This is a genomic window from Bradyrhizobium xenonodulans, assembly GCF_027594865.1.
Classification (GTDB): Bacteria; Pseudomonadota; Alphaproteobacteria; order Rhizobiales; family Xanthobacteraceae; genus Bradyrhizobium; species Bradyrhizobium xenonodulans.
Map to the genome: position 1 here is coordinate 3,637,760 of NZ_CP089391.1, position 25,466 is coordinate 3,663,225.

A 25,466-nucleotide genomic window follows, 5' to 3' on the forward strand; every position below is an offset into this window, starting at 1 on the left:
CTACATTTGTCCAAACCGTAGCAAAAAAGCCTCACGGAGCGGTAAACGGCGGCCGTGTCGGCTTGCCGGTCGTCTTCCTGATCGGGTGCCTCATGCCTACATTGCGGGGACTTGTTACCGGAGAACTTCATGTCATCTCGTTTCCCCGGTCTTTCCGGCATCCGCTTGAAAGGCCTCGCTTTATTCCTCCTGGCTCTGACCACGCCTGCGACCTTTGCCGTGGCTGCCGACGAGCCCGATCTGATCTTTCGCCGCTCCACCGTGTTCAAATGGATGAGCCCGAACGACAAGCTCGCGACCTATGGCCTCGACGACCCCGAGGTCGAGGGCGTGGCCTGTCATTTCACGGTGCCGGAGAAGGGCGGCTTCAAGGGCTGGCTAGGCCTTGCCGAGGAGGTCTCGGACATCTCGCTCGCCTGCCGCCAGGTCGGGCCGATCAAGTTCAAGACCAAGATGGAGCAGGGCGACGACATGTTCCGCCAGCGTCGCTCGCTGTTCTTCAAGAAGATGCAGATCGTGCGCGGCTGTGACGCCAAGCGCAACGTGCTGGTCTACATGGTCTATTCGGACAGGCTGATCGAAGGCTCGCCGAAGAACTCGACCTCGACGGTGCCGATCATGCCGTGGGGACCGGCGGACGCGAACGTCCAGAAGTGCGGCGAGTTCTTTACTCAGTGACGCACGCGCGTTCACTCAGTGATGTGCTCGCGGCTGACGCGCGGCTTTGCCAGATGCGAGCCGGTCAGCCGCACGAACGCCTGTGGCGCCGCCTCGTAGCCGCGGTCTGACTGGTGCGACATCGCACCGACTGGTGCGACGGAGCTGCGAATGGGTTGTTCGGCGCGGTCCGTCCCCAGGTCCGCGTCGCGCGCCGTTGCGCGAACTTGCGCCATCATGATGGCCATCCCTCAAATGAACGCGCCCGGTGATGATCCGGGCGTCTCGGTTTCGATGGCTTGGGTCGCAGCCGACGCGCTCCCGGTTCGACAGGACCCAGCCTTCGTTTGGGCTTCTCTTCAGCAGAAAAACGTAAAATGCATGTGAAGTGCGGAAGGCGGACATGTGACGGTGCGCTGCACGCCAGTTGCTTCCAGGCCCGACTGGCGCTTGCCAGGCGACTTTGAGCGGCGCTGGGACCCATCTGAAAAGATTGGGGTTTTCCGCCGAATGTTTCGTCGGCCGGAACGCGACGAAACAATTCTCGCAAAGACGAAACCATTTTCCCCTTTTGGCGCATCACGCGCGAAACGACGCATGGTTATCAGCTTCACAACGACGACGGCGCACCGCCGGCCACGGAATTGAGGGACAAGACCATGCGCGCGCTCAGCTTCATCCTCGCCTTCACTTTCGTGCTCGCCAGTTCCTCGTTCGCGGGCTCGCCGGATGGCAATCTCCCGGGCGTCGGCACCTTCCAGTACAGCGGCTCGCCGGTGACGACCGCGGCGGTGCAGCCGATCGTGGTCGCGGCACGCTTCTGATCGCCAGCAATAAAAATCAGCCGATAAAGGCCGTCATGATTGTTCGTTTCTGCGCCGCCGCGTTCCTGTCCCTTCTGACGATCAGTGCCGCCGAGGCGCAGGTGCGCGCTCCCTCCAGATTGCCGGATCCCCGCAGCGAGTTCGTGCGCCAGTGTGCGCCCCGCATGCTCGGACGCTGGGAGCGTCCCGAGGCGGTCTGTAGCTGCCTGCACGATCACGCCGCTGCGGCCGTCGAGGACCGCGATCTGCGCGAGGCACTCTTGCGTGGCATCAGCGAGACCGGGGTGCCAACGATCGAGACCGATTGGGTGCCGCCGTCCAAGCAAAGCGAGATCGGGCCGACCTTCACCAGGATCGCCAAGCCAACCCTTCAGTGCATGTTCGATCCGGCGAAGTCTTGAGCCGTCACTTGGATTTCGGACCGAACCGCGAAACGCAGGCGCTGGTCCGCGCCACGCCCTTGTCGGTCATCTTGGCGCCGCGCACCTCCTTGACCTGCCCGGCGGGGCAGGTTCCGTCATCCACCTGCACGCGCTGACCGAGCTTGAGATCGCCGATATCCTGTTCACGTCCGACGGTCACGGCATGCGCCGTCGTCGCGAGCGCAACGGAGATCAGGAGCGAGAGGCAGGCGGCACGGCGGAGAAGCATGGCGAGGGTCCCGACATCGATGCCGCAATGTAGGGACGGGCTCGCGATTCTGATAGTGAACTTCGTCATACCGGCCGAACCGGTTTGCCCTTCGTGCGCAAGGCAGTGCGCGATTCCCGCGCCAACCGTTCCGCCGATGCCACGAGCTTGGGAACTGCGTGCCCGGAAAATCCCAGAACGAACCCGGGCAGGGGACGCGCGCGCGAATAGGTGTCGGCGAGCAGCCAGCCTTCCGCGCCGGCGGCCTGCTTCGCCTGCGCCGCGACCGCAAGATCAATCGACGGATCGAACCGGGCGACAAGGTGCAGCCCTTGCGACGGCACCGGCACCGACAGCACGCCATCGGACGCTGCTTCCAGTGTCTCGGCCAGCGCATCGCGCGCCTCGCGATAGAGCTTTCGCACGCGCCTGAGATTTGCGGCGAACGCGCCGGAATTGAGCATGTCGGCCACCGCACCCTCCATCAGCGTGCCGGGAAAGCGATCGAGCGCGGCGCGCGCGGCGGTCACATCGGAGATCAGGCGCTCGGGCACGGCGCAATAGCCGATGCGCAGGCCCGGAAACAGCGTCTTGGCGAAGGTGCCCATGTAGATCACGCGCTGGAGATGGTCGATCCCGGCGAGCGACATCAGCGGCGCGCCGTCATAGCGGAACTCGCTGTCGTAATCGTCCTCCAGCACGAAGGCGCCGGCCTGCCTCGCCCAGTCCAGCAGCTCGAGCCGCCGCGGCATCGACATCTGCACGCCCAATGGAAACTGGTGCGACGGCGTCACATAGGCTGCGCGCGCGTTGGACCCCGCGGTGCGTCCCTTGGCGACGCGCATGCCATGCTCGTCGACGGGAACGGGCACGGCGCGATAGCCGCAATGCACGATGGTGTTGCGCGCGGCGGGGTAACCTGGGTCCTCGCACCAGACCTGGTCGCCCGCCTTGAGGATCGCGCTCAGCACGATGCGCAGCGCATGCAGCGTGCCTGATGTCAGCATGATCTGGTCGGGGTCGCAGCGCAGGCCGCGCGCCGACAGCAGATGGTCGGCGATCGCGGCGCGCAGCTCGCGGCTGCCGCGGGGATCGCCATAATGCAGGTGCTCGGAGCCGAAGGCGCGCATCCGGCGCCCGAGGAAAGCGCGAAAACGCTGCACGGCGCGCTCGTCGATATGGGTGCATCCCAGCGAGAATGCGCCTTGCCTGGGCGCCTCGACGACGACCTTCGGCTTGTTCGGTTCGGTCGCGCGCGCAGGAATGCGCGCCGCAACGAAGGTGCCGGAGCCGACGGTGGCGTTGGCAAAGCCGTCGGCGATCAGGCGTTCATAGGCGGTGACGACGGCGTTGCGGCGGAAGCCCGTTTGCTTCGCCAGCGTCCGCGACGGCGGCAGCGGCTCGCCGGGTTTTACCAGGCCGGAGACGATCATCTCGCACAGCGCCTGATACAGCCGATGCGCGGCGGAGGCACCTAGCGTGATGTGTGGGCCGGTGAGGTCGAGCGGCAGCTCAGGCTTCGACGGAGAATGCTTGGCGGGCACCGCAGAATTGGTCGAAATTTTTTGCATGGAATTGGAACTATCGCAGACCAAATTGGCCGCTACAACTCTCCTGGAATTGTTCCAATCCCGACAGGAGCGGCCGTGAGCCAGGTTGAGACCCCGAATTCCTACCCGACGTCAGCGCGCAACCAGGTGAAGCGCCGTCACGACCGCGGCTTCTACGATCACGAGACCGTTCATCGCATCCTGGATTCCTCGATGATGTGCCATGTCTCCTATGTCATCGACGGGCAGCCCTATTGCACGCCGACCTTCTTCTGGCGCGAGGGGACGAAGCTTTACTGGCACGGCTCGAGCGCCAGCCGCATGCTGCGCAACCAGACCAAAGGCGAGCGCGTCTGCCTGACGGTCGCCCATCTCGACAGCCTCGTGCTGGCGCGTTGCGGCTTCAACCACTCCGCCGACTACCGCGCCGTGATGGCGTTTGGCACCGCCTATCTCGTCACCGACGCCGATGAGAAGGAGCGCGCGGTGATCGCGATGGTCGACCGCTTCTTCCCGGACCGCACGGCGAGCCTGCGGGCGAGCAACACGCAGGAGATCAAGGCGACCTCCTTCATCGCGATGGAGATCGAGGAGGCCTCGGCCAAGGTCCGCGCCAAGGGTGTCGCCGATGACGACGAGGACTACGAATTGCCGATCTATGCCGAGCGCATTCCGGTGCGCACCGTGCTCGGCGCGCCGGAGCCGTGCTCGCGGCTGCTCGACGGCGTGAGCCGGCCTGCGACGCTGAATGGCTATTCGGAAGGCCGGCTGCTCGAAGATGCATTGCGGGATGCCTATTTTGCACAGTACCCGAACGGCTGAAATCGGCTAGCTTGCGCACTCCTTGAACGATGCGAATGCTTGGAGTTGCCTGATGAATGCCGAAACGCAGCAGAGGATTCTCGACGCCGTCGATGCCGGCTTCGAATCCCAGCTCGCGACCACACGTGATTTCGTCGCGATCCCTTCGACCCGCGGGGCGGAGGGGCCGTGCCAGGACATGATGGGCGACCTCCTGCGCGAGCGGGGCTATGAGGTCGATGACTGGCACATCGATGTCGACGATCTCAGGGATCTGCGCGGCTACGGCCCGATCGAGCATGATTTCTCCAAGGCGCGGTCGGTGGTGGGCACCTACCGTCCGCAAACCAATGGCGGCAGGTCGCTGATCCTCCAGGGGCATTGCGACGTCGTGCCTGCGGGACCGCTGGAATTGTGGGACACGCCGCCGTTCACGCCCGTCGTCAAGGACGGCAAGATGTTCGGCCGCGGCGCCTGCGACATGAAGTCAGGCACGATCGGCGCGCTCTATGCGCTGGATGCGATCAAGGCCGCGGGCCTCAAGCCGACGGCGCGGATTCATGTCCAATCGGTGATCGAGGAGGAGAGCACTGGCGTCGGCGCGCTCTCGACGTTGCAGCGCGGCTATCGTGCGGACGCCTGCTTCATCCCGGAGCCGACCGGCGGCAAGATGGTGCGCTCGCAAGTCGGCGTGATCTGGTTTCGCCTGCGGGTGAAGGGCCATCCGACCCATGTCGCCTTCGCCGGCTCGGGCGCCAACGCGATCATGGCGGCCTATCATCTGATCCAGGCGCTGCAAAAGCTCGAGATCGAGTGGAACGAGCGCGCCAAGGCCGACCGCCATTTCAAGACATTGAACCATCCCATCAACTTCAATCCCGGCATCATCAAGGGTGGCGATTGGGCCTCCAGCGTGCCGGCCTGGTGCGACGTCGACTGCCGGATTGCCGTGTTGCCGGGTTGGTCGATCGCCGATCACCAGAAGGAGATCGCGGCCTGCGTTGCGGCTGCCGCGCGTAACGACCGCTTTCTCGCCAACAATCCGCCGGAGATCGAATGGTCGGGCTTTTTGTCGGAAGGCTATGAGCTGACGGATGCTGCGGCGCCCGAGGCCGCGTTCGGCAGGGCCTTCAACGCCGTCTACGGCGGCACCGTCCAAGATCTCGCCTTCACCGCGCTCACCGACACTCGCTTCTACGGCCTCAACCACGGCATCCCGAGCTTGTGCTTCGGCGCCAGCGGCGGCGAGATGCACGGCTTCAACGAATTCGTCGAGCTGGACTCACTGAAGAAGACGACCAAGGCGATGGCGCTGTTCATCGCGGAGTGGTGCGGGGTGGAGAAGGCGTAGCAGCGGTCGCAGATCTCGTAGGGTGGGCAAAGGCGCACTTGCGCCGTGCCCACCAGCATTCTCGTATATGAACCGAGAGGGTGGGCACGCTCCGCTTTGCCCACCCTACGGCATCTCGGTTGGGGCGACCGCTGCCCGAAACAGCGGCTTCGCCAAATCCTTTAAGCTTAAAATAAAGACTAGGATGCCGCCCTGACCGGTGGCAGACTGGCGCCCGATCGCTAGCCTGAGTCCGCCGAGGGAGCAACGATGCGCGATTGGGATGATGCTTATGCCAATTCGGCCCATATCCCGGGCTCGGACAAGATGCCGGCCCAATGGGCGGAGCGGGCCGCGGCCTACCGGGCCGGGCTGAAGGATTTTCGCGCCGACATCGCCTATGGCGCCGGCGAGCGTCAGCGCCTCGACCTGATCCTGCCCGACGGCGACAGCAAGGGCCTCGTCGTGTTCGTGCACGGCGGCTACTGGATGCGTTTCGACAAGTCGACCTGGACCGATCTTGCCGAAGGCGCGCGGCACCACGGCTGGACCGTGGCGCTGCCGAGTTACACCCTGGCGCCGGCCGCGCGCATCTCCGACATCACCGCTGAAATCACCGCCGCAATTGCGAAAGCGGCCGCGCTGGTCGCAGGGCCGATCCGGCTTGCCGGCCACTCCGCTGGCGGCCATCTCGTCACGCGTATGCTGTGCGACGACAGCCGGCTCGAGGGCGCCGTCTATAACCGCATTGCCGGCACGCTCTCGATCAGCGGCCTGCACGATCTGCGGCCGCTGCTCAGGACGAAGATGAACGAGACGCTGCGCATTACCATGGAAGAGGCGACGTGCGAAAGCGCGGCGCTGCATCTGCCACGCGGGCATTCGCCCGTGACCGCCTGGGTCGGCGGCGGCGAGCGGCCGGAATTCATCCGTCAGTCCGACCTGATGGCCAATGTCTGGACCGGCTTCGACGTGCCGACGCGCCTTGTCGTCGATCCCGGGCTCAACCATTTCACCGTGATCGACGGACTGAAGGATCCGTCGTCGCCGATCACTGCACGCCTGATCGGCCTCGACTGACGAGGCGAGAGACGATCGATCGAAAGGGCCTGTCATGACGTCCAGCGATTACGATCCCGCAAGCGAAGGCGCCGAGACCGATTTCGCCCGGCGCATGTCCTATGGCGACTATCTGGCGCTGGATGCGATCCTCGGTGCGCAGCATCCACTGTCGGAGGCGCATGACGAGATGCTGTTCATCATCCAGCATCAGACAACGGAGCTGTGGATGCGCCTTGCCCTCCACGAGCTCAGCGCCGCCCGCCGCGCGATCTCACGGGACGAGGTGTCGCCGGCGATGAAGATGCTGGCGCGGATGTCGCGCATCTTCGAGCAGCTCAACAATGCCTGGGACGTGCTGCGCACCATGACGCCCAGCGAGTACACGCGCTTCCGCTCGCAGCTCGGCCAATCCTCGGGCTTCCAGTCGCGTCAATACAGGCTGATCGAATTCCTGCTCGGCAACCGCAACCACGCCATGCTCAAGCCGCACGCGCACGATGAGGAGACGACCAAGCTGCTCGAGGCCGAGCTTGCGACGCCCAGCCTCTATGACGAGGTGCTGCGGCTCGCCGACCGCAATGGGCTCAAGATGCCTGCCGCGGTGCTCGCCCGCGACGTCCGCGAGACCCACAGCTTCAACGAGGGCGTGCTTCAGGCGTGGCGCGTCGTCTACGAGGCGCCGGAGACGCACTGGATGCTCTACGAGCTTGCCGAGAAGCTGGTCGACTTCGAGGACTATTTCCGCCGCTGGCGCTTCAACCACGTCACCACGGTCGAGCGCGTCATCGGCTTCAAGCGCGGCACCGGCGGCACCGGCGGCGTCAGCTACCTCAAGCGAATGCTGGAGGTCGAGCTGTTCCCCGAGCTCTGGCGCGTCCGCACCATTCTGTAGAGATGTCCAAGATGTCTACTCGCAAGGCCAGGCTTCGCGTCTATGACGACACCAAAGCGCTGTTCCATCTGCCTGACGGCGTGATCTATCTCGACGGCAATTCGCTCGGCGCATTGCCGTTTGGTGTCGCCGAGCGCGTCAACCGCGTCATTACGGCCGAGTGGGGCAATGAGCTGATCCGCGCCTGGAATAGTGCGGGCTGGTATGCCCAGCCGCGCCATGTCGGCGACCGCATCGCGCGGCTGATCGGTGCGGAGGCCGGCTCCGTGATGGTCGGAGACACGCTGTCGCTGAAAGTCTATCAGGCGCTCGCCGCCGCGCTCGACATGAACGCATCGCGCAAGGTCGTTCTCTCCGACACGGGAAACTTTCCGACCGACCTCTACATGGCCGAAGGCCTGATCGCCACGCTCGGGCGCGGCCATCAATTGCGCCTGGTGGCACCGGAAGAGATCGAGGCTGCGTTGTCGGAGGAGATCGCGGTTCTCTACATCACCGAGGTCGACTACCGCACCGGCCGCCGCCACGACATGGCGAAGCTGACCGCGAAAGCGCATGCGCTCGGCATCGTCACGGTCTGGGATCTCGCGCATTCGGCCGGTGCGCTGCCGGTGGACCTCGCTGGAAGCGGCGCTGATTTCGCAGCAGGCTGCACCTACAAATATCTCAACGCCGGCCCCGGTGCGCCGGCCTTCCTCTATGTCGCGCCGCGCCACGCCGACGGCGTGCGCGCCGCGCTGTCCGGCTGGATGGGGCACGCCAAGCCGTTCGCATTCGAGCTCGCCTATGCGGCCGCGGGCGGCGTCGAGCGCATGCGCGTCGGCACCCCGCCGGTGCTGGCTATGGCGGCGCTGGAGGCCTCGCTGGACATATGGAACCGCGTCGATATCGCGGAGGTCCGCACGCGCTCGCTGGCGCTCGGCGATCTCCTGATCGCGGAGGTCGAGCGCCGCTGTCCGTCTTTGAAGCTTGTCACCCCGCGTGCGCAGGAGCGCCGCGGCTCGCAGGTCTCATTCGCCTTCGACGGCGGCTATGCCGCGATGCAGGCCCTGATCGCGCGCGGCCTCATTGGCGATTTCCGCGCCCCCGACATCATGCGGTTTGGCATCACGCCGCTGTATATCGGCGAAGCCGAGGTGTTGAAGGCCGCGGACATCATCGAGGACGTCATCGTGGGCGAGGTGTGGCGACGGCCGGAGTACCAGGTCGTGAACGCCGTGACGTGAGGAGAGGGCGTCGCCCGCCGATGTGAAGGATTGAAGCGGTCGCCTTCCGGCCTTTCCTGCAAAGCGGCATGTTCGTCAGGCGGACAGGGATCGGAGCCACGCCAGACGGGCTATCGACCGGCCGGCGAGAGCCTGGAGCGTTTCGAGACGTGCCGGGCTATCCGATGTCTCTGCTCCCTCGAGATACGCATCCGTCAGTGCCTCAGCGATCGTCTCGGCATCTCGCTGCTCGAGGCTGGCCGGGAACCGCCCGAATCCATCCGCCTGGCCCGACATCGATCGCGCTTCGTCAGCCAGTTCGCGAATCCTTGAGGCCTGAACCGAGTCAAAGGCACCTTCCAACTGGTCGAGCCGGCCGGCCAACCTGCGCTCCAGGACGCCAGCATCGATTCGCTCCGCCGGTGCCTCACCCGGACGTATCGCATCGGGCTCTTGTCGGTAAGCCCGCCGGCGTGCTTTGCGCAAGGTCGCCACGTGCCCGAGCTCCTCGGCAGCCATCGCCTCCGCGGCCGCCTTGATCTCGGAGTCGGCCGCAAACGCCGCCAGGTACGACCAGAACGCAAAGGCGCGTTCCTCGTTACGGACGGCCATTGCGAGCGCGCGGTACGGCGTCATCAGCTTCGAAGCCTTGATTTCGGCCGTGGCGCTGCTGTCGAACGTCTCGGGCGCCTCCCACCGAACGAGGGTGGGGTCCGGCAGCTTGCCGCGGCGCGACTGCGACCAGCGTTGCACGCTATCGACGTGTTCGCGCTCGGCTGCCGCGAGTTCCCTGAACACGCCGACCAGGTCGGCACGATCTTGCCGTTGCATTTCTTCGGCGAGTTCCGCGTATTTTGTCGCGGCCTCCTGCTCCATGGCATTGGCGAGCGCGAACAATTCGTCGAGTGACTGCAAGGTACCAGCGGGCTCGGCCCGCAGAAGCGACGTTCGCAACAACGGCATGATCGACTTTCCTTCCGCTGTTTGTTGCAGCGCAAATTTTCACTCGCTGCTTATCACTAGATAGCCCGTCTTGACGTAAATCAACTTGCGTTGGCTCAATCCGTCCTTCTATCCGGCACCCGGCATCAACGGCGATTCCGAAACATCAAACATCAAGATTCGCTGGAATACGCGTGCTCGAGCAGGCCGTTCCGCTTTGAGGTACTCCATGGCCGGGAGTCTAATCGTCGCCAAACGAGCTAAGCCTGCATCCGCCTACGTCGTCATCCTCGCTTTTCTGGTGACGGTGTGGGCGCAAGCGGTGTATGCGGCCAGCGATCTCGCCAGTTACCTGCCGAAGGTCGCGCCTGCCGACTTCTTTCCGGCCGCCGACCGGTTCGGTTCGCCGCAGGGGGAACCGCCGATCCTTCCAGTCTACCGCGGCGATCAGTTGCAAGGATACGTCTACCTCAATTCGGACTTCGCCAACGCCACCGGCTATTCGGGAAAGCCGATCAAGCTTCTGGTCGGGATCGATCCGAAGGGCGTCATCACCGGCCTGAAGCTGGTCGATCACAAAGAGCCGATCGTGCTGGTCGGGATTCCCGAGAAGCGCATTCTCGATTCCGTCAACAAGTTGATCGGCATCGACATGGCAAGCGTGGCGCGCGGCGCTGTGCCGGCGCCCCAGGTCGACATCGTCAGCGGAGCAACGGTCACCGTGCTGGTGATCGGGGACAGCATCGTCCGTTCCGCGACCAAGCTGATCAAGAGCGGCCGGATCGGCGCGCAAGGCAATGCGGCCACCAGCGCAGCGCCACAGGCGTCGAAGGCCATCGATCCTCAAAAGAGCGAGCTTCGCGACTGGCAGAGCCTCGTCGGTGACGGCTCGGTCCGGCGCCTGTTTCTCTCGGTCGCAGACGTCAATCAGGCCTTCGAAAAATCCGGCAACGCCGCAGCAGTCGCCCATCCGGAGCAAGGCGAGCCGGACGAGACGTTCATCGATCTCTATGTCGCCGATGTTGCGGTGCCGACCATCGGCCGCAGTCTGCTCGGTGACGAAGGCTATAACCGGCTTGCCGGTCGTCTGAAGCCGGGTCAGCAGGCGCTGATCGTCGCCGGATCCGGCCGCTATTCGTTCAAGGGGGCCGCCTACGTTCGCGGCGGAATCTTCGACCGCATCGAGCTGGTCCAGGAGACCAACAGCGTCCGCTTCCGCGACCGCGATCACATCCGGCTGGGCAGCCTTGCCGCCGAAGGTGCGCCCGACTTTCCGGAAATCGCGCTGTTCACGGTGCCGCCCGAGCTCGCCCTCGATCCGGCCGAACCCTGGGTGCTGCAGCTCCTGGTCCAGCGCGTGGTCGGCGCCCGGGACAAGGCCTTGGTGACGTTCGCCATCGGCTACACGCTTCCCGACATTTACCTGAAGCGCGAGGCGCCGCCAGCGCAAGCTGCACCCGCGAAGTCGTCGGCCTTCCCGGCGGCCGGGACGCGCGAAGTCGGCACGCCGCCGGCCGCGTCTGACGACGAGCCGCTGTGGATGCGGATCTGGCGCGCCAACACCGTCAAGGTCGGCTTGACCGTGGCGGCGCTCGGTGCGCTCACCCTGATCTTCTTTTTTCAGAACTTCCTGGTTCGCCGTCCGACGGTGTACGCCTGGGTACGCCGTGGCTACCTGCTCTTCATCCTGGTCTGGCTGGGCTGGTACGCGAACGCGCAGCTCTCGGTCGTCAACGTCCTGACCTTCGCCAACTCGCTGCTGACCGGATTCAGCTGGGAATACTTCCTGTCCGCACCGCTGATCTTCATTCTCTGGGCCTCGATCGCGGCGGGCCTGCTGTTCTGGGGACGCGGTCCGTTCTGCGGCTGGCTCTGCCCGTTCGGCGCCTTGCAGGAGTTGCTCAACAACGCCGCGCAGGCGCTCAAGGTGCCGCAATTCAGGGTGCCCTGGGGACTTCATGAACGGCTCTGGCCGATCAAGTACATCATCTTCCTCGGCCTGTTCGGCATGTCGCTGTACTCGACTGCCTTCGCCGAGCAGCTTGCCGAGGTCGAGCCGTTCAAGACCTCGATCATCCTGAAATTCGGGCGGGAGTGGCCGTTCGTCGTCTACGCGCTGACCCTGCTCGCAGCGGGCCTGTTCGTCGAGCGGTTCTTCTGCCGTTACCTGTGCCCGCTCGGCGCCGCGCTGGCGATCCCCGGCCGCATCCGCATGTTCGAGTGGCTGCGGCGTTGGCCGGAATGCGGCTCGCCGTGTCAGCGCTGCGCCAACGAGTGTCCGGTCCAGGCGATCCATCCGGAGGGGCACATCAACGTCAACGAGTGCATCTACTGCATGCACTGTCAGGAACTCTATTTCGACGACCATCGCTGCCCGCACATGATCCAGGTGCGGCTGAAGCGGGAGAAGCGCCAGGCGATGTCGTCGCCATCGATGCGCGCGGGCGGCAAGGGCCCGGCCACCGTCATCACCGCCGGGGGCAAGCCCGTCGGTGTGTCATCCGTCGATGCCATCACTCCACCCGCAACCTGAAATCGAACCGAGGAGACAGTCATGAGCGAAAACGAAAACGGAAAGGGCGTCAGCCGACGAACCTTGCTGGGGACCACGGCCGTAGCTGCGGGCGTTGGACTTGCCGGCGGCGTCACGCTGAAGGACGGCGGCGCGTTCGTCTCGACGGCGGACGCCCAGACCAAAGCTGCCGCACCGAAGGCACCAGCGGCCCGGCCGGCCGTGCAGAAGGCGGAGGTCGCGCCCGGCGAGCTCGACGAATACTACGTGTTCTTCTCGAGCGGCCAATCCGGCGAAATGCGCATCGTCGGGCTTCCTTCGATGCGCGAGCTCATGCGCGTCCCGGTCTTCAACCGCTGCAGTGCGACCGGATGGGGCCAGACCAACGAAAGCCTGAAGGTCCTGACGGAAGGGCTGCAGCCGGCAACCCGCGAGCTGCTCAAGAACCGCGGCGGCACCTACATGAACGGAGATCTGCATCATCCGCACATCTCGTTCACCGACGGTACCTATGACGGGCGCTACGCCTTCATGAACGACAAGGCCAACAGCCGTGTGGCGCGGGTGCGGCTCGACGTCATGAAGTGCGACAAGATCATCGAGCTTCCGAACCAGCATACCGTCCATGGTTTGAGGGTGCAGAAATATCCGCGCACCGGTTATGTGTTCGCCAACGGCGAGGACGGGGTGCCGATGCCCAACGACGGCAAGATCCTCGACGATCCGAAACAGTATCGTTCCATCTTCAGCGCGATCGACGGCGACACGATGAAGGTCGCCTGGCAGATCATCGTGAGCGGCAACCTGGACAACGTCGATGCCGACTACCAGGGCAAGTACGCTTTCGCGACCTGCTACAATGCGGAGGAGGGCGTGACCCTGGCCGAGATGACGGCCAACGAACAGGATTGGGTGGTCATCTTCAATCTCAAGCGGATCGAGGAAGCGGTCAAAAAGGGCGACTTCAAGGAAATGAACGGCGTGCCCGTCCTCGACGGCCGGAAGGGCTCGGCGTACACGCGCTACGTTCCGGTCTCCAACAATCCGCACGGCATGAACACCGCGCCCGACGGAATCCATATCGTCGCGGCGGGCAAGCTTTCGCCGACGGTGACCGTGATGGACGTGCGGCTGTTCGACCAGTTGTTCGACGACAAGATCAAGCCGCGCGATGTCGTCGTTGCCGAGCCCGAACTTGGGCTCGGACCGTTGCATACAGCCTACGACGGCAAGGGCAACGGCTACACCACCCTGTTCCTCGACAGCCAGGTCTGCAAATGGAACATCGAACTGGCCAGGCGCGCGTTCAAGGGCGAGAAGGTCGATCCGATCATCCAGAAGCTCGACGTCCACTACCAGCCGGGTCACAACCATTCCTCGATGGGCCAGACCAAGGAGGCCGACGGAAAATGGCTGATCTCGCTGAACAAGTTCTCCAAGGACCGTTTCCTCAATGTCGGGCCGCTGAAGCCGGAGAACGATCAGCTGATCGACATTTCGGGCGACCAGATGAAGCTGGTTCACGACGGTCCGAGCTTCGCCGAGCCGCATGACGCCACCATCGTTCACCGCTCCAAGATCAATCCGATCTCGATCTGGGACCGTGCGGATCCGATGTTCGCCGATGCGGTCAAGCAGGCCAAGGCCGACGGCATCAATCTCGAAGCCGATTCCAAGGTCATCAGGGACGGCAACAAGGTGCGGGTCTACATGACGTCGACCGCGCCGGCGTTCGGGCTCGAGCAGTTCCAGGTCAAGCAGGGCGACCAGGTCACCGTCTTCGTCACCAACATCGATGCGGTGGAAGATTTGACCCACGGCTTCTGTATCGTGAACTACGGCATCCAGATGGAGGTTGCGCCGATGGCGACGGCCTCGGTTTCGTTCACGGCCGACAAGGCGGGAGTCTACTGGTACTACTGCTCCTGGTTCTGTCACGCCATGCACATGGAGATGAAGGGCCGCATGTTCGTCGAACCGAAGTCGGTCTGATAGGGGATCGGCTTGGTGCGTCTTCTTCGACATATGTTTCCGGCGGCGCTCGTCGCCGCCGGATTATCGGCCTCCGCCAACGCGGAGACACTGACGGCTGCTCCGAACCAGCCGCTACAGGCGCTGCTGGACGGCGCGCGTGCCGGCGATGTCGTCGAGCTGGCTCCAGGCGAATACCACGGCGCGATCCGGATCGACCGGCCTCTGGTGTTGGCCGGACGTCCGGGCGCCGTGCTCGATGGAGGAGCCGCCGGCAATGTCGTCACGGTGAGCGCGCCCGATGTGACCATCCGCGGCGTGACCGTGCGGGGATCGGGCCGGGATCTCCAGGCGATGAATTCCGGAATCTTTCTTCAGAAAACGGCGGAGCGGGCGACCATCGAGAACAACCGTTTGGTCGGAAACCTGTTCGGTGTCTACGTGCATGGCGCGGCCGGCTCCAGGGTCGTGGGAAACGTGATCGAAGGTCTGCGAGGCGGGCGTCTCAGCGAGGCGGGCAACGGCGTCTCGCTCTGGAATGCGCCGGACGTCACCATTGCGGACAACACGATCCGCTACGGACGCGACGGCATCTTCACGATCTCCAGCCGGAAGGACCGTTTCGTCGGCAACCGCTTCGAGCAGGTCCGCTTTGCGGTCCACTACATGTATACCAATGACAGCGAAGTCAGCGGCAACGTTTCCATCGGCAACCATGTCGGCTATGCCATCATGTATTCGAACAGGTTGGCGATCCGCGGCAATGTCTCCGATCGCGACCGTGATCACGGTTTCCTGTTCAACTACGCCAACTATTCCGAGATCGACGGCAACCGGGTGACAGGGGGCCCCCTGGATGCGGTCATTGGCAAGGTGGAGGAGGGGCCGGACGACGAACCGGGCATGATTCCGGAGGCGAAGCGTCGGCAAGTTCTCCGGAGCGGGCCGGAGAAATGCGTGTTCATCTACAACACGAACCACAACAAGTTTCGCGACAACTGGTTCGAGCGCTGCGACATCGGCGTGCACTTCACGGCGGGATCCGAGGGCAACGAGATCACGGGAAACGCCTTCGTCGGCAATCGCAATCAGGTCAAATATGTCGGCACGCGCGATCTCGATTGGTCCAAAGGCGGCCGCGGCAACTACTGGAGCGACAATCCCGCTTTCGATCTCAATGGCGACGGTGTCGGCGACACGGCCTACCGTCCCAACGATCTCGTCGATCGGGTGCTGTGGACCGCACCCTCGGCGAAGGTGCTGATCAACAGCCCCGCCGTTCAGGTGCTGAGATGGGCCCAAGCCCAGTTTCCAGCGCTGCTGCCGGGCGGGGTGGTCGACAGCCACCCGTTGATGGCTCCGCCTTTGCGCCGTGAGGCCGGGAACGCACGATGACAGGGACGGTACGAATAACCGATGTCACCAAGGAGTACGGCCGCATCAAAGCCGTGCGCGGTGCTTCGTTCGAACTCGGCCAGGGCGAATTGGTGGCTCTGATCGGGCACAACGGGGCCGGAAAGACCACGCTGATGAAGCTGATGCTCGGCCTGATCCGCCCGACTGGCGGATCGATCGAGGTGCTCGGCGACAATCCGGCCGCCGGCGAGTTCACAGGGCGTCGGCAGCTTGGCTATCTGCCGGAAAATGTCTCGTTCGATGCCGCCCTGACCGGCGGCGAAACACTGGCCTTCTATGCCAGGCTGAAGCGCGAGCCGGTGACGAAGGCGCTCGAGCTGCTCGACATGGTCGGACTGGGGGCGGCGAGTCGACGTCGCATCGGCACCTATTCCAAGGGCATGCGCCAGCGGCTTGGACTTGCGCAGGCGCTGATCGGCCATCCGAAAGTGCTGCTGCTGGACGAGCCGACGACCGGTCTCGATCCGGAGCTGCGCCAGACCTTCTACGACCTCATCGAGCGGCTTGCCGCCCAGGGCGCGACCGTCCTGCTGTCCTCGCACGCGCTCACTGAACTCGAGGAGCGAGCCGGCCGGGTGATCATCATGAACCGCGGCGTCAAGGTCGCGGACGGATCGATCGACCGGTTGCGCAATATCGCACGATTGCCGACAAAATTGCGTCTGAAGGTGGCCCCCCTTGCCCCTGACGAGATGCCGTCGTGGCTGCCGGCCGGCGCGCTGTGCCGGCGCGTGAACGGCCACGTCATCGAGATCGATGCCGCGCCGGAGCGGAAGCTCGAGCTGCTGCACCGGGCAACCGCGTCGGGAACGTCGGTCGAGGATATCGACATGCTGCCGCCGACACTGGATGAACTCTACGCGCACTTCCTGCGCCAGGCGGAGCAAGCATCATGAATCCGCTCATCATCGCACGCAAGGAGATCCACCAGGCGGTCCGGAATCGCTGGGTGCTGGCCTCGACGCTGCTGCTCGCCGGTCTGGCGCTGTCGCTGACCTTCCTCGGCAGCGCTCCGACCGGCAGCGTCGGCGTCCGCGCGCTCGATGTCGTGATCGTCAGCCTCTCCAGCCTCACCATCTTCCTGATTCCGCTGATCGCGCTTCTGATCTCCCACGATGCGATCGTCGGTGACATGGAGCGGGGGACCATGCTCCTGCTGCTGAGCTACCCGGTTGCCCGCTGGCAGGTCCTGCTCGGCAAGTTCATCGGGCATGTGGCGGTGCTCGCTTTCGCGACCTGCCTGGGCTACGGCATCGCCGCGGCGGCGCTGAGCGTTTCTGGAAGCCGGATCGGTTTCGACAGCCTTGTGGCCTTCGCCGCGATGATCGGCTCCTCCGTGCTGCTCGGCGCGGTGTTCGTTGCCATCGGCTATCTCGTCAGTGCGCTGGTGCGCGACCGGGGCACGGCCGCTGGCGTCTGCATCGGTTTGTGGCTGCTGCTGGTGCTGATCTACGACATGGCCCTGCTCGGCATTCTCGCCGTAGACCAGGGGCGCAGCATTTCCGCGTCCGCGGTGGATGCGCTGCTGCTGCTGAACCCGACCGATGTCTACCGGTTGTTCAATCTCACCGGCTTTGCCAACGTCAGCAGCTTTGCCGGCATGGCGGGGCTCGCTCAGAGCACGACGTTGTCGGGTCAGGTGCTGCTGGTCGCGCTGGTGTCCTGGACGCTCGTCCCGCTCGGATTCGCCGCGCTCGCCTTTTCCCGGAGGGAGCTATGAGAGGTCGGGCCACCGCATTGGCACTGCTGCTTCCGCTCGCGCTGCTCGGCTGCGAGGAGAAGCAAACGGCGCAAGCACCACCGCCGCTCAAGATGACCGCGGAGGTGATCGGACACTATTGCGGCATGAACGTGCTCGAGCACCCGGGGCCGAAGGGCCAGATCGTCGTGGCAAGTCTGATCGAGCCGGTCTGGTTCTCCTCGGCGCGCGACACCATCGCCTTCACCGTGCTGCCGGAAGAGCCGAAGGACATCCAGGCGATCTACGTGTCCGACATGGGCAAGGCGCCGAACTGGGACAAGCCGGGCGCGGACAACTGGATCGAGGCGCGCAAGGCTCTGTTCGTGATCGGCAGCCGCGCCAGGAGCGGCATGGGCGGCAACGAGGCCGTCCCGTTCTCGGACCGCGCCGCTGCCGAGACGTTCGTTGCCGAGAATGGTGGGCGTATCGTCCCGTTCTCGGAGGTACCGCGCGAATACGTGCTCGACTCGGACGGTGAGAGGACGGGGGCCGCCGACGAGGGCGGAGCCGACCGCGGGCCGATCAACTGAGGAGGACGTGATGACAGGCGCGATGTCGCGACGACGTTTCATCCGGATCAGCGGTGCTGCGGCCGGGCTTGCGCTTGCGCCGTTGGGACGCGCGGCAGCTTCGAATCGGGACGTGGTCGTCTGGCGCGGCACGATGCTGGGCGCGGTCGCGACGATGCAGATCCACCACGACGATCGCAGCGAGGCGGAGCGCTTGATCTCGGTGGCTTGCGCCGAGGCACGCCGGCTGGAGCGGCTGTTCAGCCTGTACCGGGACGATTCCGCCTTGGTCGAATTGAATCGGACCGGCGTGCTGGTCGATCCAGCCGCCGACATGGTCGAACTGCTGTCCATTTCGCAGCATTACGCCGAACTGACCGGTGGGTTGTTCGATGTGACGGTGCAGCCGTTATGGGAGCTCTACGCCGGCCATTTCTCTCGAGAGGATGCGGACCCTGCGGGCCCGCCACAAACGGTGATCCAGGCCGCGCTCGCGCGTGTCGGATCTGGTCGGCTGGCGGTGCGCCGCGATCGGATCGCGATGCCGCGCGGCATGGCCGTGACCCTGAACGGAATCGCGCAAGGCTACGTGACCGACAAGGTCGTCGACCTGCTGCGAGCTCACGGCATCGCCCACAGCCTCGTCGACATGGGCGAGACCCGGGCGATCGGATCGCATCCGGACGGCCGCGCCTGGGAGGTCGGCATCACCGATCCAGAGTTGCCCGGACGGATGCAGTGCGTATTGCCCGTCGTCGACCGTGCGCTCTCGACGTCCGGCGGCTACGGCTTCCAGTTCGGTCCGCAGGGGCGATTCAACCATCTGTTCGATCCCGCGAGTGGTGCCTGCGGACACCTGTATCGAAGCGTCACCGCCGTCGCCGCAACCGCGACGGCCGCGGATGCGCTGTCCACGGCTTTCAGCCTGATGGACCAAAAGCGGATTCAGGCGTTGATGTCGGTCGCCGGCATCGAACGTGTTCATCTGATCGAAGCCGCGGGAACGAGCGTCGATCTCATCGCGTGACGCCGAGTTCACTCGGGCTCACCCCACAGCGCTGTCACGATCGCATCAAGCCCATCTGTCAGCGCCGCCGGTCCCGGCTGCAAGATGATCGGCGACTTGATCTCGACGATGCGATTGTTGCGCACGGCTGGAAGCTCGTTCCAGCCATCACGCGCGCCGATGCGGGCAGGCACGACTTTCTTCCCGCACCAGGATGCGAGGATCACGTCGGGCAATGCCTCGCGCACCGCCTCGGGCGATACGATCCGATCCTTCGCCGCCTGCCGATGGCGCAGCTCCGGAAACACGTCCGCACCGCCGGCGATCCCGATCAGCTCGGAGACCCAACCGATGCCCGAGATCAACGGATCGTCCCACTCCTCGAAATAGACTCTTGGAGGCGGCGAGGGGCGGGCCGTCGCAGCGATCGCGGCAAGGCGCCGCTCGAAACCTTGCGCGAGATCCTCCGCGCGTCCGGTCGCGCCGACCAGCGCGCCCAGCGTGCGGATCATCGCCAAAATCCCGGCGACGTCGCGCTGGTTGAAAACATGGACGTCGACGCCGGCGCGGACGAGGTCGGCGACGATGCCGGCCTGGAGATCGGAGAAGGCCAGCACCAGATCTGGTTCCAGCGCCAGGATCTTCGGGATGTCAGCGGAGACGAACGCCGAGACCCGCGGCTTCTCGCGCCGCACCTGGGGCGGGCGGACGGCATAGCCGGAGACGCCGACGATGCGGTCCTGCTCGCCGAGCAGATACAGCGTTTCGACCGTCTCTTCGGTCAGGCAGACGATGCGGCGGGGCGGGAAGTGACGCATGGGGGGAGCATATGCGCAAATGTGGGCGCCGATGTCAGCACGGCCATTACCTCAGACGTCATTGCTTTGCCGCGCGAAGCCATTCACGCTGAGACAACAATGCATTGGGAGGAGATCTGATGACGCCGCTCGAGAAACTTAAAGCGATGAAGATGCCGTTCGCCGAGCTCAAGGGCGTCGAATTCGTCGAGGCCGACAAGGACCGTGTGGTGGCGCGGATGATGGTCCGCCCCGATCTCTGCACGCTCCATCACACCATTCATGGCGGCGCGGTGATGGCGCTCGCGGATTCCGTTGGCGCGGCCGCGACCGTGATCAATCTGCCAGAGGACGCCAAGGGCACCACGACGCTTGAGAGCAAGACCAACTTCATCGGCGGCGCGAAGGAGGGAACCACTGTCATCGCCACGGCTACCCCGGTCCACCGGGGGCGGCGGACCCAGGTCTGGACCACCCGGTTGGAAACCGAGGACGGCAGGCTCGTCGCCTTGGTGACCCAGACACAGTTGATCCTGTAAGACTACGGGACCTTGATTTTGTTAACGAATTAGTCGCTCCCGATGCCCGAAACTTGGGCAGGTTTCCGCCTTGAAAAACTTGTTGCGATGCACAATATAGGAAGCCTAGGGATTCGAACGCCTCCTCGAGGGACACCAAGAGGAGTTTTGACGTGGTACTTGAAGACACCGTCCGCACGCCGACCATGCCGGGCTATGTGCGGACCCTGAGCCAGCAGGAAGAATTGCCGCTTCTGCGCGATCATCTGCTGAGGCTCGATGCCGCAAGCCGGCACGACCGTTTCAACGGCTTTCTCGACGACAGCTTTATCGAGCGTTACGCCGCCCGTTGCGCCGAGGACGGAACCGTGGTCGTCGCCTACATCGTCGACGGCGTGGTCCGTGGTGCGGCCGAGCTGCATCCGCCGGAGGGTGATTCGCTGCCCGAGGTTGCCTTCAGCGTGGAAGCTTCGGCACGCCGCCAGAATGTCGGCACCGTGCTGTTCAGCCGCCTGATCGCGGAAGCGCGTTGGAAGGGTTTCAAGCGCCTGCGCATCACGACCGGCGCGGAGAATCACGCCATGCGGGCGCTCGCCAGGAAGTTCGGCGCGCATCTGCAATTCCGTCATGGCGAATCGACCGGCACGATTGATCTCGCCAAGACGCCGGAGGCCGAGCTCGCTGATCTCGCTGCCTCGCCGTTCACCGCTGGCCGCGCGCTCCTCAGCCTCAACTCGACCTGCTGGAAGATCATCTCCGCCATGTACGGCAATCGCGCTGCCTGACCATAAACGCGGACAGGAATCAAAAAGCGGACCGGCAAAACCGGTCCGCTTTCGTTTTGGGCTAAGAGATTTAAGCGCTCAGGTGCCGGTGCGCTTGTCGTTGCCGAAACGACGGACGACGCGGCGTTCGACCACCACCGAGCGCTGCGCACCCTGTTCGCCGGCAATCACGCGCGTGGCGGTGATGCGGCTGTTGGTGCGGGCCTGCTTCTTCACCTCGGCCTGCACGACATCGAGCGGCATCCCCATCAGCGCTGCGGCGATCTCGGCCTGCTGCTCCTGATCGTCGGTGATCCCGACGGCGGCGAAGATCGCCTCGTCCAGGGTCGGCGGATCGTGGCGCACGCGCCGCGTGCCATATTTGGTATTCCAGTCTGCGCTCATAACGGCCTCGTTTCGATGCCGGGATACCTAGTGCCGTCGATGTTGCATTGCAATATGAATTTGGTGTGGCATCTCAGCTATGCACTCACAGCTTCTCGAGCCTGCTTGCGTCGTAAAGTTCAAGCGTGGCCGGCCCTGTGGCAAGTGAGCGCAAGGTGCGGGCGAACTCGCCGGACGCAGGTACCGCAAAGTGGGTGGCGAGGGCGGCGCGGTCGGCCCATTGCTCGAAGAACACCAGCCTGAGCGGGTTCTCGCAGTCGACATGCACGGCATGCGAGATGCAGCCGGGCTCCTGCCGCGACCGGTGAACATGCTCGAGGCTCAGGCGGCGCGCCTCCTCGAACGTCTCGGGTCGGACCGTCACGCTGCCAGTTACAACGATCATGCGACGTCTCCCGATGTGCCGTTAGGGCGGTGATGCCTCGCGGCTGGTGCCGTTAGGGCGGTGATGCCTCGCGGCTGGTGCCGTTGACCGGAGCCTGCGGCCAGCGTTTCAGCGCCGCGCGTCCGGCCTCGGTCAGCCCGTAGATTCCCCGCTCAGTGCGTTCGAACCAGCCATACACGTTGTTAAGCATAATCTTGCCGACATCGGGACAACGTTGGCGCAACTCACGCACCTTTCGCGGCCCATCGGCCAGTTCCGACGCGCACGCCAGCGCCTGCTGGCGATAGGCGGTCATGATCGGTGCGCGCGTGCTGCCGCCCAGCACCGGATCGCCCTGGCGGCGCTGATGCTCGGCGACGAGGCGCGAGCGGACCTTCGGCTCGCGGCGCGGCGCGGCCGTCGGCGGCTTCACCAGCACTTCGACCTGGCCGCGGTCGGTCACCCCCAGCATGCCGAAGCCGAGGCGGCGGCAGAGATTGCGATAGCGCGCATCGCTCTCGCGTCCCTTGCCGCGCGCTGACATCCTTGCGGCAATCCAGACCTCGTCGCCGGCCGGCGCACGGTCGACCGCCTGGAGGATCAGCTCGAGATTGAACGCGAGCTTGAGCTCGCCGATCACCACGACCGGCGGATCGCCGGCGCTGAGGCCGACGAGATCGCAGCCGCCGATCTCACCCTTGACGGTGAAGCCGAGCTCTTCGAGGAAACGTTTGACGGGCAGGTAGAGCGTGGTTTCCAAGGAAAGCTTCCGAGTCTTGCGTTCGGATCCGAGAATCAGTTGCTGGCAGTGTAGCCCGGATCGGACTCGGAGCTCTGCGCCATTTGATCGGGAACCCATGGTGCGGCTATTCTGCGGACGGGACAGCCGGGCGGCTTGCAGCCATGACAATCAGGAACGGGCTCTATCACATCCGGATCGAGATGCTGGATGCCGTCCAGGGCGGCAACCAGGGCGTCATGGTGCTGCGCGACGGCGCCATGCGGGGCGGCGATTCATTTTTCTTCGCCTACGGCAGCTACACCTCAGCCAACGGCAAGTGGAAGGGCGAGCTGACCAACGAGGAACACTCACCCTCGTTCGACGAGCGCCCGGTGTGGGGCCGCAAGATCGTGACCATCGGCTTCAGCGGCACCTATAATGACGAGACGGCGTACGGCGAAGGCATTGCGCTCGCCGGAAAGCAGAGCATCCGTTTCAAGGGCAACTTGCGGCTATTGGTGCCGGACTAAACCCGCCCGCCGACCGGGATCAGCGCGCCGGTGATACCGCTCGCGGCATCGCTCACGAGGAACAGGATCACCTCCGCGAGCTCGTGCGGCGTCACCCATTTGGAAAAATCGGCTGTCGGCATGTCGGCACGGTTGGCCTGGGTGTCGATGATCGAGGGCAGCACCGCGTTCACCGTGACCTTGCCTTTCCACTCGCTGGCAAGTGCCTCGGTGAGGCGATGCACGCCGGCCTTCGACGCGGCATAGGGGCCCATGCCGGAGCCGGCCTGAAGCGCGCCCATGGCGCCGATGTTGACGATGCGGCCGGCGTTGGAGGAGGCCAGATGCGGCAGCGCCGCGCGCGATGTGTTGAGCGCGGTCAGTACATTGAGCGCGTGCATACGCTGCCAGGTCTTGACGTCGCCGTCGCCGACGGTCTCGAAGGCAAAGCCGCCGGCAATGTTGATCAGCGCGTCGAGCCGGCCGAAATGTTTTGCAGCAGCTTCGACCGCCGCCTTCGCCTGCGCCGCATCGGACAGGTCGACGCCGCCGATCTCGATGCTTTCAGCCGTTGCAGAGACTTGCGAGGGCGCATGATCGACGCCGGCAATGCGCGCGCCGCGTGACTGCGCAATCTCGGCGACCACCTTGCCGAGCGCTCCGAGCGCACCGGTGATGACGATGACTTTTCCTTGCACGACGCTCTCCGTCGGTTCAGTTCACGTCGACTATTGCTCTCCGTGAACTGGACTTGCAATGGCGGCGGCCCTGCAATTGGGCTATAGATGCAACTTTAGATCGTAGAGGAGGTTGTTTCATGCCTGACAATTTTCCAACCCTCGAATTTCCCGCCTCGATCGTTGACCTCAAACATCCGCTGGACAATTTTCGAGCCGCGCTGGCCGGAACGGGGCCCGTACGCATCGTGGCGATGGGGTCGTCTTCGACGGCCGGACTCGACAATGTCGTTGCCTATCCCGCACGGCTCGAACTGTATTTGAGAAAACACTTCAAGGAACACGATCAGCGTCCAAACATCCGGATCGACGTGTTCAACCGGGGCAAGGGCGGCGAAGAAGCGAACCTGGAAGTGCCTCGGTTCAACGACGACATCTTTGCTGACAATCCATCGCTGGTGCTCTGGCAGGTCGGAACCAACGCCGTCTTCCGCCAGAAGGAGTTCAACTTCAATGAGGTGGTTCGCAAAATCGCAGAGGGATTGAAACTCCTGCGCGACCATCCGACCATCGATGTCGTGCTGATCGATCCGCAATACACGACGGCCATGCAGTACGACGACAACGCCGAGCTGGCCGAAAAGATGGTTTCAGCGATCCGAGCCGCTGCGCAAGACGCCGAGGTCAACCTGTTCCAGCGCTGGGCGCTGATGCGGCATTGGCACGTCTACAACAAGGCGTCGTTCGAACAGCTCGTTGCTCCGGACGATGGGCTGCTGCTGCACCAGAGCGACTGGAACACAATGCACGTCGCCCGCGCCCTTCGATCGGCGCTCCTCAAGGCCACCGGAGCCACGCAGAAATGCGGGTGCTTGATTACGACTGCAGATAACGCGCCCGCAGCGCCTCCCGCTCCGGTGGGCCAATCTTGAGCCCGTCGCGCAGATAGGTTTCGAGATCGCCGTAGTCCTTGCCGACGGCTTCGAACGCAGCCGCAAGGTAAGAGGCCTCGACGCTGCCGATGGCATTGCGTACGTCCTCGGGCAGGTCGGTGGCCGCCGCCGCATCGCGCTTGTAGTGCTGATTGGTCAGCAGATAGTCCTCGGCGATGATGTCGTCCGCGACGCCGAGCGCATGCAGGATCAGGGCGCTGGCAAAACCGGTGCGGTCCTTGCCGGCGGTGCAGTGAATGACGAGCGGCGCGCGGTCTTCGAGGAGATGACCGAACAGCGTGCGAAAGCTCTGTGTGTTGTGGCGGACATAGTTGCGGTAGGATTCGCGCATGAGCTCGAGCGCGACCGGCGCAGTCAGCGCGCCCCTGGCGAGCTCGGTGCGCAGCGCGGCGACGACCGTCGGCTCGATCGGCAGCGAATACACGGCGATCTCGTTCACCACGCAGACCCCTGCGGCGCGCTCTTCGACGCCGCGGAAGTCGAAGGCGCATTTGACGCCCAGCGCTCGGACGATCTCGACATCGGCCGCGGTGAGGTGGCCGAGATGGTTGGAGCGGAAGATGTGCCGCCAGCGCGTGGTGCGGCCATCCGAAGTCGGGTAGCCGCCGAGGTCGCGGAAATTACTGGCGCCTTGCAGGGCGAGGTGGCGGGCAGGGGAGTCTTTTAGCGAGGAGTCTGGCATGAGATCAGCTTGGGTTATGTTTCCATCG

General features: G+C 64.5%; 29 protein-coding genes. 19 read left to right on the plus strand and 10 right to left on the minus strand.

Annotated features, from left to right (window positions below; genetic code table 11):
• Positions 1-129 precede the first annotated feature (129 nt).
• A complete protein-coding gene (locus tag I3J27_RS16900; protein WP_270171464.1) occupies positions 130-678 on the plus strand; it encodes a CreA family protein in 549 nt (182 codons plus the stop codon).
• Positions 679-689: 11 nt separating this feature from the next.
• On the opposite strand, the gene I3J27_RS16905 is transcribed toward I3J27_RS16900, so the two are convergent.
• Positions 690-896, minus strand: coding sequence for a hypothetical protein (locus I3J27_RS16905; RefSeq protein WP_270171466.1), 207 nt, complete (start codon positions 894-896; stop codon positions 690-692).
• A gap of 420 nt (positions 897-1,316) precedes the next feature.
• Between I3J27_RS16905 and I3J27_RS16910 the strand changes: the two genes are divergently transcribed.
• Positions 1,317-1,481, plus strand: coding sequence for a hypothetical protein (locus tag I3J27_RS16910; protein WP_270171469.1), 165 nt, complete (start codon positions 1,317-1,319; stop codon positions 1,479-1,481).
• 35 nt (positions 1,482-1,516) lie between these two features.
• Complete coding sequence (locus I3J27_RS16915) at positions 1,517-1,882, plus strand: hypothetical protein (protein WP_270171471.1); 366 nt, start codon at positions 1,517-1,519, stop codon at positions 1,880-1,882.
• Positions 1,883-1,886: 4 nt separating this feature from the next.
• Here the strand turns inward: I3J27_RS16915 and I3J27_RS16920 are convergent, their stop codons facing one another.
• A complete protein-coding gene (locus I3J27_RS16920; RefSeq protein WP_270171473.1) occupies positions 1,887-2,132 on the minus strand; it encodes a DUF6719 family protein in 246 nt (81 codons plus the stop codon).
• A gap of 65 nt (positions 2,133-2,197) precedes the next feature.
• Entirely contained in the window at positions 2,198-3,682 is a 1,485-nt protein-coding gene (gene pdxR, locus I3J27_RS16925; protein ID WP_270171475.1) for a MocR-like pyridoxine biosynthesis transcription factor PdxR, read from the minus strand.
• Between the two features lie 75 nt (positions 3,683-3,757).
• On the opposite strand from pdxR, the gene I3J27_RS16930 reads away from it, so the two are divergent.
• The 5 genes from I3J27_RS16930 (at position 3,758) to kynU (ending at position 8,972) form a co-directional block, all read left to right on the plus strand.
• Complete coding sequence (locus I3J27_RS16930) at positions 3,758-4,483, plus strand: pyridoxamine 5'-phosphate oxidase family protein (protein WP_270171478.1); 726 nt, start codon at positions 3,758-3,760, stop codon at positions 4,481-4,483.
• Between the two features lie 52 nt (positions 4,484-4,535).
• A complete protein-coding gene (locus tag I3J27_RS16935; protein ID WP_270171480.1) occupies positions 4,536-5,813 on the plus strand; it encodes an ArgE/DapE family deacylase in 1,278 nt (425 codons plus the stop codon).
• A 249-nt stretch (positions 5,814-6,062) separates the two neighbouring features.
• Positions 6,063-6,872 carry a hormone-sensitive lipase gene (locus tag I3J27_RS16940; RefSeq protein ID WP_270171482.1) on the plus strand — a complete coding sequence of 270 codons (810 nt, stop codon included), beginning with the start codon at positions 6,063-6,065 and terminating at the stop codon, positions 6,870-6,872.
• Positions 6,873-6,906: 34 nt separating this feature from the next.
• Positions 6,907-7,746: a tryptophan 2,3-dioxygenase gene (gene kynA / locus I3J27_RS16945; protein ID WP_270171484.1), complete on the plus strand. Its 840-nt coding sequence runs from the start codon at positions 6,907-6,909 to the stop codon at positions 7,744-7,746.
• A gap of 11 nt (positions 7,747-7,757) precedes the next feature.
• A complete protein-coding gene (gene kynU / locus I3J27_RS16950) occupies positions 7,758-8,972 on the plus strand; it encodes a kynureninase (RefSeq protein WP_270171486.1) in 1,215 nt (404 codons plus the stop codon).
• Between the two features lie 75 nt (positions 8,973-9,047).
• Here kynU and I3J27_RS16955 read toward each other — a convergent pair whose 3' ends face one another.
• The gene (locus I3J27_RS16955) at positions 9,048-9,914 is read right to left on the minus strand and encodes a ferritin-like domain-containing protein (RefSeq protein WP_270171488.1); all 867 of its coding nucleotides are present in this window, start codon (positions 9,912-9,914) and stop codon (positions 9,048-9,050) included.
• Between the two features lie 208 nt (positions 9,915-10,122).
• On the opposite strand from I3J27_RS16955, the gene I3J27_RS16960 reads away from it, so the two are divergent.
• The 7 genes from I3J27_RS16960 to I3J27_RS16990 are packed head-to-tail and all read left to right on the plus strand — an operon-like array spanning position 10,123 to position 19,069.
• Complete coding sequence (locus I3J27_RS16960; protein WP_270171490.1) at positions 10,123-12,426, plus strand: NosR/NirI family protein; 2,304 nt, start codon at positions 10,123-10,125, stop codon at positions 12,424-12,426.
• 21 nt (positions 12,427-12,447) lie between these two features.
• Entirely contained in the window at positions 12,448-14,397 is a 1,950-nt protein-coding gene (gene nosZ, locus I3J27_RS16965) for a TAT-dependent nitrous-oxide reductase (RefSeq protein ID WP_270171493.1), read from the plus strand.
• Between the two features lie 33 nt (positions 14,398-14,430).
• Complete coding sequence (locus I3J27_RS16970) at positions 14,431-15,771, plus strand: nitrous oxide reductase family maturation protein NosD (RefSeq protein WP_270172824.1); 1,341 nt, start codon at positions 14,431-14,433, stop codon at positions 15,769-15,771.
• Positions 15,768-16,688 (plus strand): ABC transporter ATP-binding protein, encoded by a 921-nt coding sequence (locus tag I3J27_RS16975; RefSeq protein WP_270171495.1) that lies wholly within the window; start codon positions 15,768-15,770, stop codon positions 16,686-16,688. The genes I3J27_RS16970 and I3J27_RS16975 overlap by 4 nt, the downstream gene beginning before the upstream one ends.
• Positions 16,685-17,512, plus strand: a complete 828-nt coding sequence (locus I3J27_RS16980; protein WP_270171497.1) for an ABC transporter permease — start codon at positions 16,685-16,687, stop codon at positions 17,510-17,512. The genes I3J27_RS16975 and I3J27_RS16980 overlap by 4 nt, the downstream gene beginning before the upstream one ends.
• Entirely contained in the window at positions 17,509-18,063 is a 555-nt protein-coding gene (locus I3J27_RS16985; protein ID WP_270171499.1) for a nitrous oxide reductase accessory protein NosL, read from the plus strand. Before I3J27_RS16980 ends, I3J27_RS16985 begins: the two co-directional genes overlap by 4 nt.
• A 10-nt stretch (positions 18,064-18,073) precedes the next feature.
• A complete protein-coding gene (locus tag I3J27_RS16990) occupies positions 18,074-19,069 on the plus strand; it encodes an FAD:protein FMN transferase (RefSeq protein WP_270171501.1) in 996 nt (331 codons plus the stop codon).
• Between the two features lie 8 nt (positions 19,070-19,077).
• On the opposite strand, the gene I3J27_RS16995 is transcribed toward I3J27_RS16990, so the two are convergent.
• A complete protein-coding gene (locus I3J27_RS16995; RefSeq protein ID WP_270171503.1) occupies positions 19,078-19,866 on the minus strand; it encodes a cobalamin-binding protein in 789 nt (262 codons plus the stop codon).
• Between the two features lie 119 nt (positions 19,867-19,985).
• Between I3J27_RS16995 and I3J27_RS17000 the strand changes: the two genes are divergently transcribed.
• Both I3J27_RS17000 and I3J27_RS17005 read left to right on the plus strand, forming a co-directional pair.
• The gene (locus I3J27_RS17000) at positions 19,986-20,384 is read left to right on the plus strand and encodes a PaaI family thioesterase (protein ID WP_270171505.1); all 399 of its coding nucleotides are present in this window, start codon (positions 19,986-19,988) and stop codon (positions 20,382-20,384) included.
• Positions 20,385-20,536: 152 nt separating this feature from the next.
• The gene (locus tag I3J27_RS17005) at positions 20,537-21,148 is read left to right on the plus strand and encodes a GNAT family N-acetyltransferase (protein WP_270171507.1); all 612 of its coding nucleotides are present in this window, start codon (positions 20,537-20,539) and stop codon (positions 21,146-21,148) included.
• 78 nt (positions 21,149-21,226) lie between these two features.
• Here the strand turns inward: I3J27_RS17005 and I3J27_RS17010 are convergent, their stop codons facing one another.
• The 3 genes from I3J27_RS17010 to I3J27_RS17020 all read right to left on the minus strand — a co-directional run bounded on the left by I3J27_RS17010 (position 21,227) and on the right by I3J27_RS17020 (position 22,656).
• The gene (locus tag I3J27_RS17010) at positions 21,227-21,532 is read right to left on the minus strand and encodes a hypothetical protein (protein ID WP_015686575.1); all 306 of its coding nucleotides are present in this window, start codon (positions 21,530-21,532) and stop codon (positions 21,227-21,229) included.
• An 85-nt stretch (positions 21,533-21,617) separates the two neighbouring features.
• A complete protein-coding gene (locus tag I3J27_RS17015; protein ID WP_270171512.1) occupies positions 21,618-21,917 on the minus strand; it encodes a putative quinol monooxygenase in 300 nt (99 codons plus the stop codon).
• 52 nt (positions 21,918-21,969) lie between these two features.
• Positions 21,970-22,656, minus strand: a complete 687-nt coding sequence (locus I3J27_RS17020) for a DUF2161 domain-containing phosphodiesterase (RefSeq protein ID WP_270171514.1) — start codon at positions 22,654-22,656, stop codon at positions 21,970-21,972.
• Positions 22,657-22,799: 143 nt separating this feature from the next.
• Here I3J27_RS17020 and I3J27_RS17025 point away from each other — a divergent pair, with 143 nt between their 5' ends.
• The gene (locus tag I3J27_RS17025; RefSeq protein ID WP_270171516.1) at positions 22,800-23,147 is read left to right on the plus strand and encodes a GrlR family regulatory protein; all 348 of its coding nucleotides are present in this window, start codon (positions 22,800-22,802) and stop codon (positions 23,145-23,147) included.
• Here the strand turns inward: I3J27_RS17025 and I3J27_RS17030 are convergent.
• Positions 23,144-23,824, minus strand: coding sequence for an SDR family oxidoreductase (locus I3J27_RS17030; RefSeq protein ID WP_270171518.1), 681 nt, complete (start codon positions 23,822-23,824; stop codon positions 23,144-23,146). The two genes, I3J27_RS17025 and I3J27_RS17030, sit on opposite strands and share 4 nt — an antisense overlap.
• Before the next feature lie 119 nt (positions 23,825-23,943).
• Here I3J27_RS17030 and I3J27_RS17035 point away from each other — a divergent pair, with 119 nt between their 5' ends.
• Entirely contained in the window at positions 23,944-24,735 is a 792-nt protein-coding gene (locus I3J27_RS17035; RefSeq protein ID WP_270171520.1) for an SGNH/GDSL hydrolase family protein, read from the plus strand.
• Here the strand turns inward: I3J27_RS17035 and I3J27_RS17040 are convergent.
• A complete protein-coding gene (locus I3J27_RS17040; protein WP_270171522.1) occupies positions 24,680-25,438 on the minus strand; it encodes a tyrosine-protein phosphatase in 759 nt (252 codons plus the stop codon). The genes I3J27_RS17035 and I3J27_RS17040 overlap by 56 nt on opposite strands.
• Positions 25,439-25,466 lie beyond the last annotated feature (28 nt).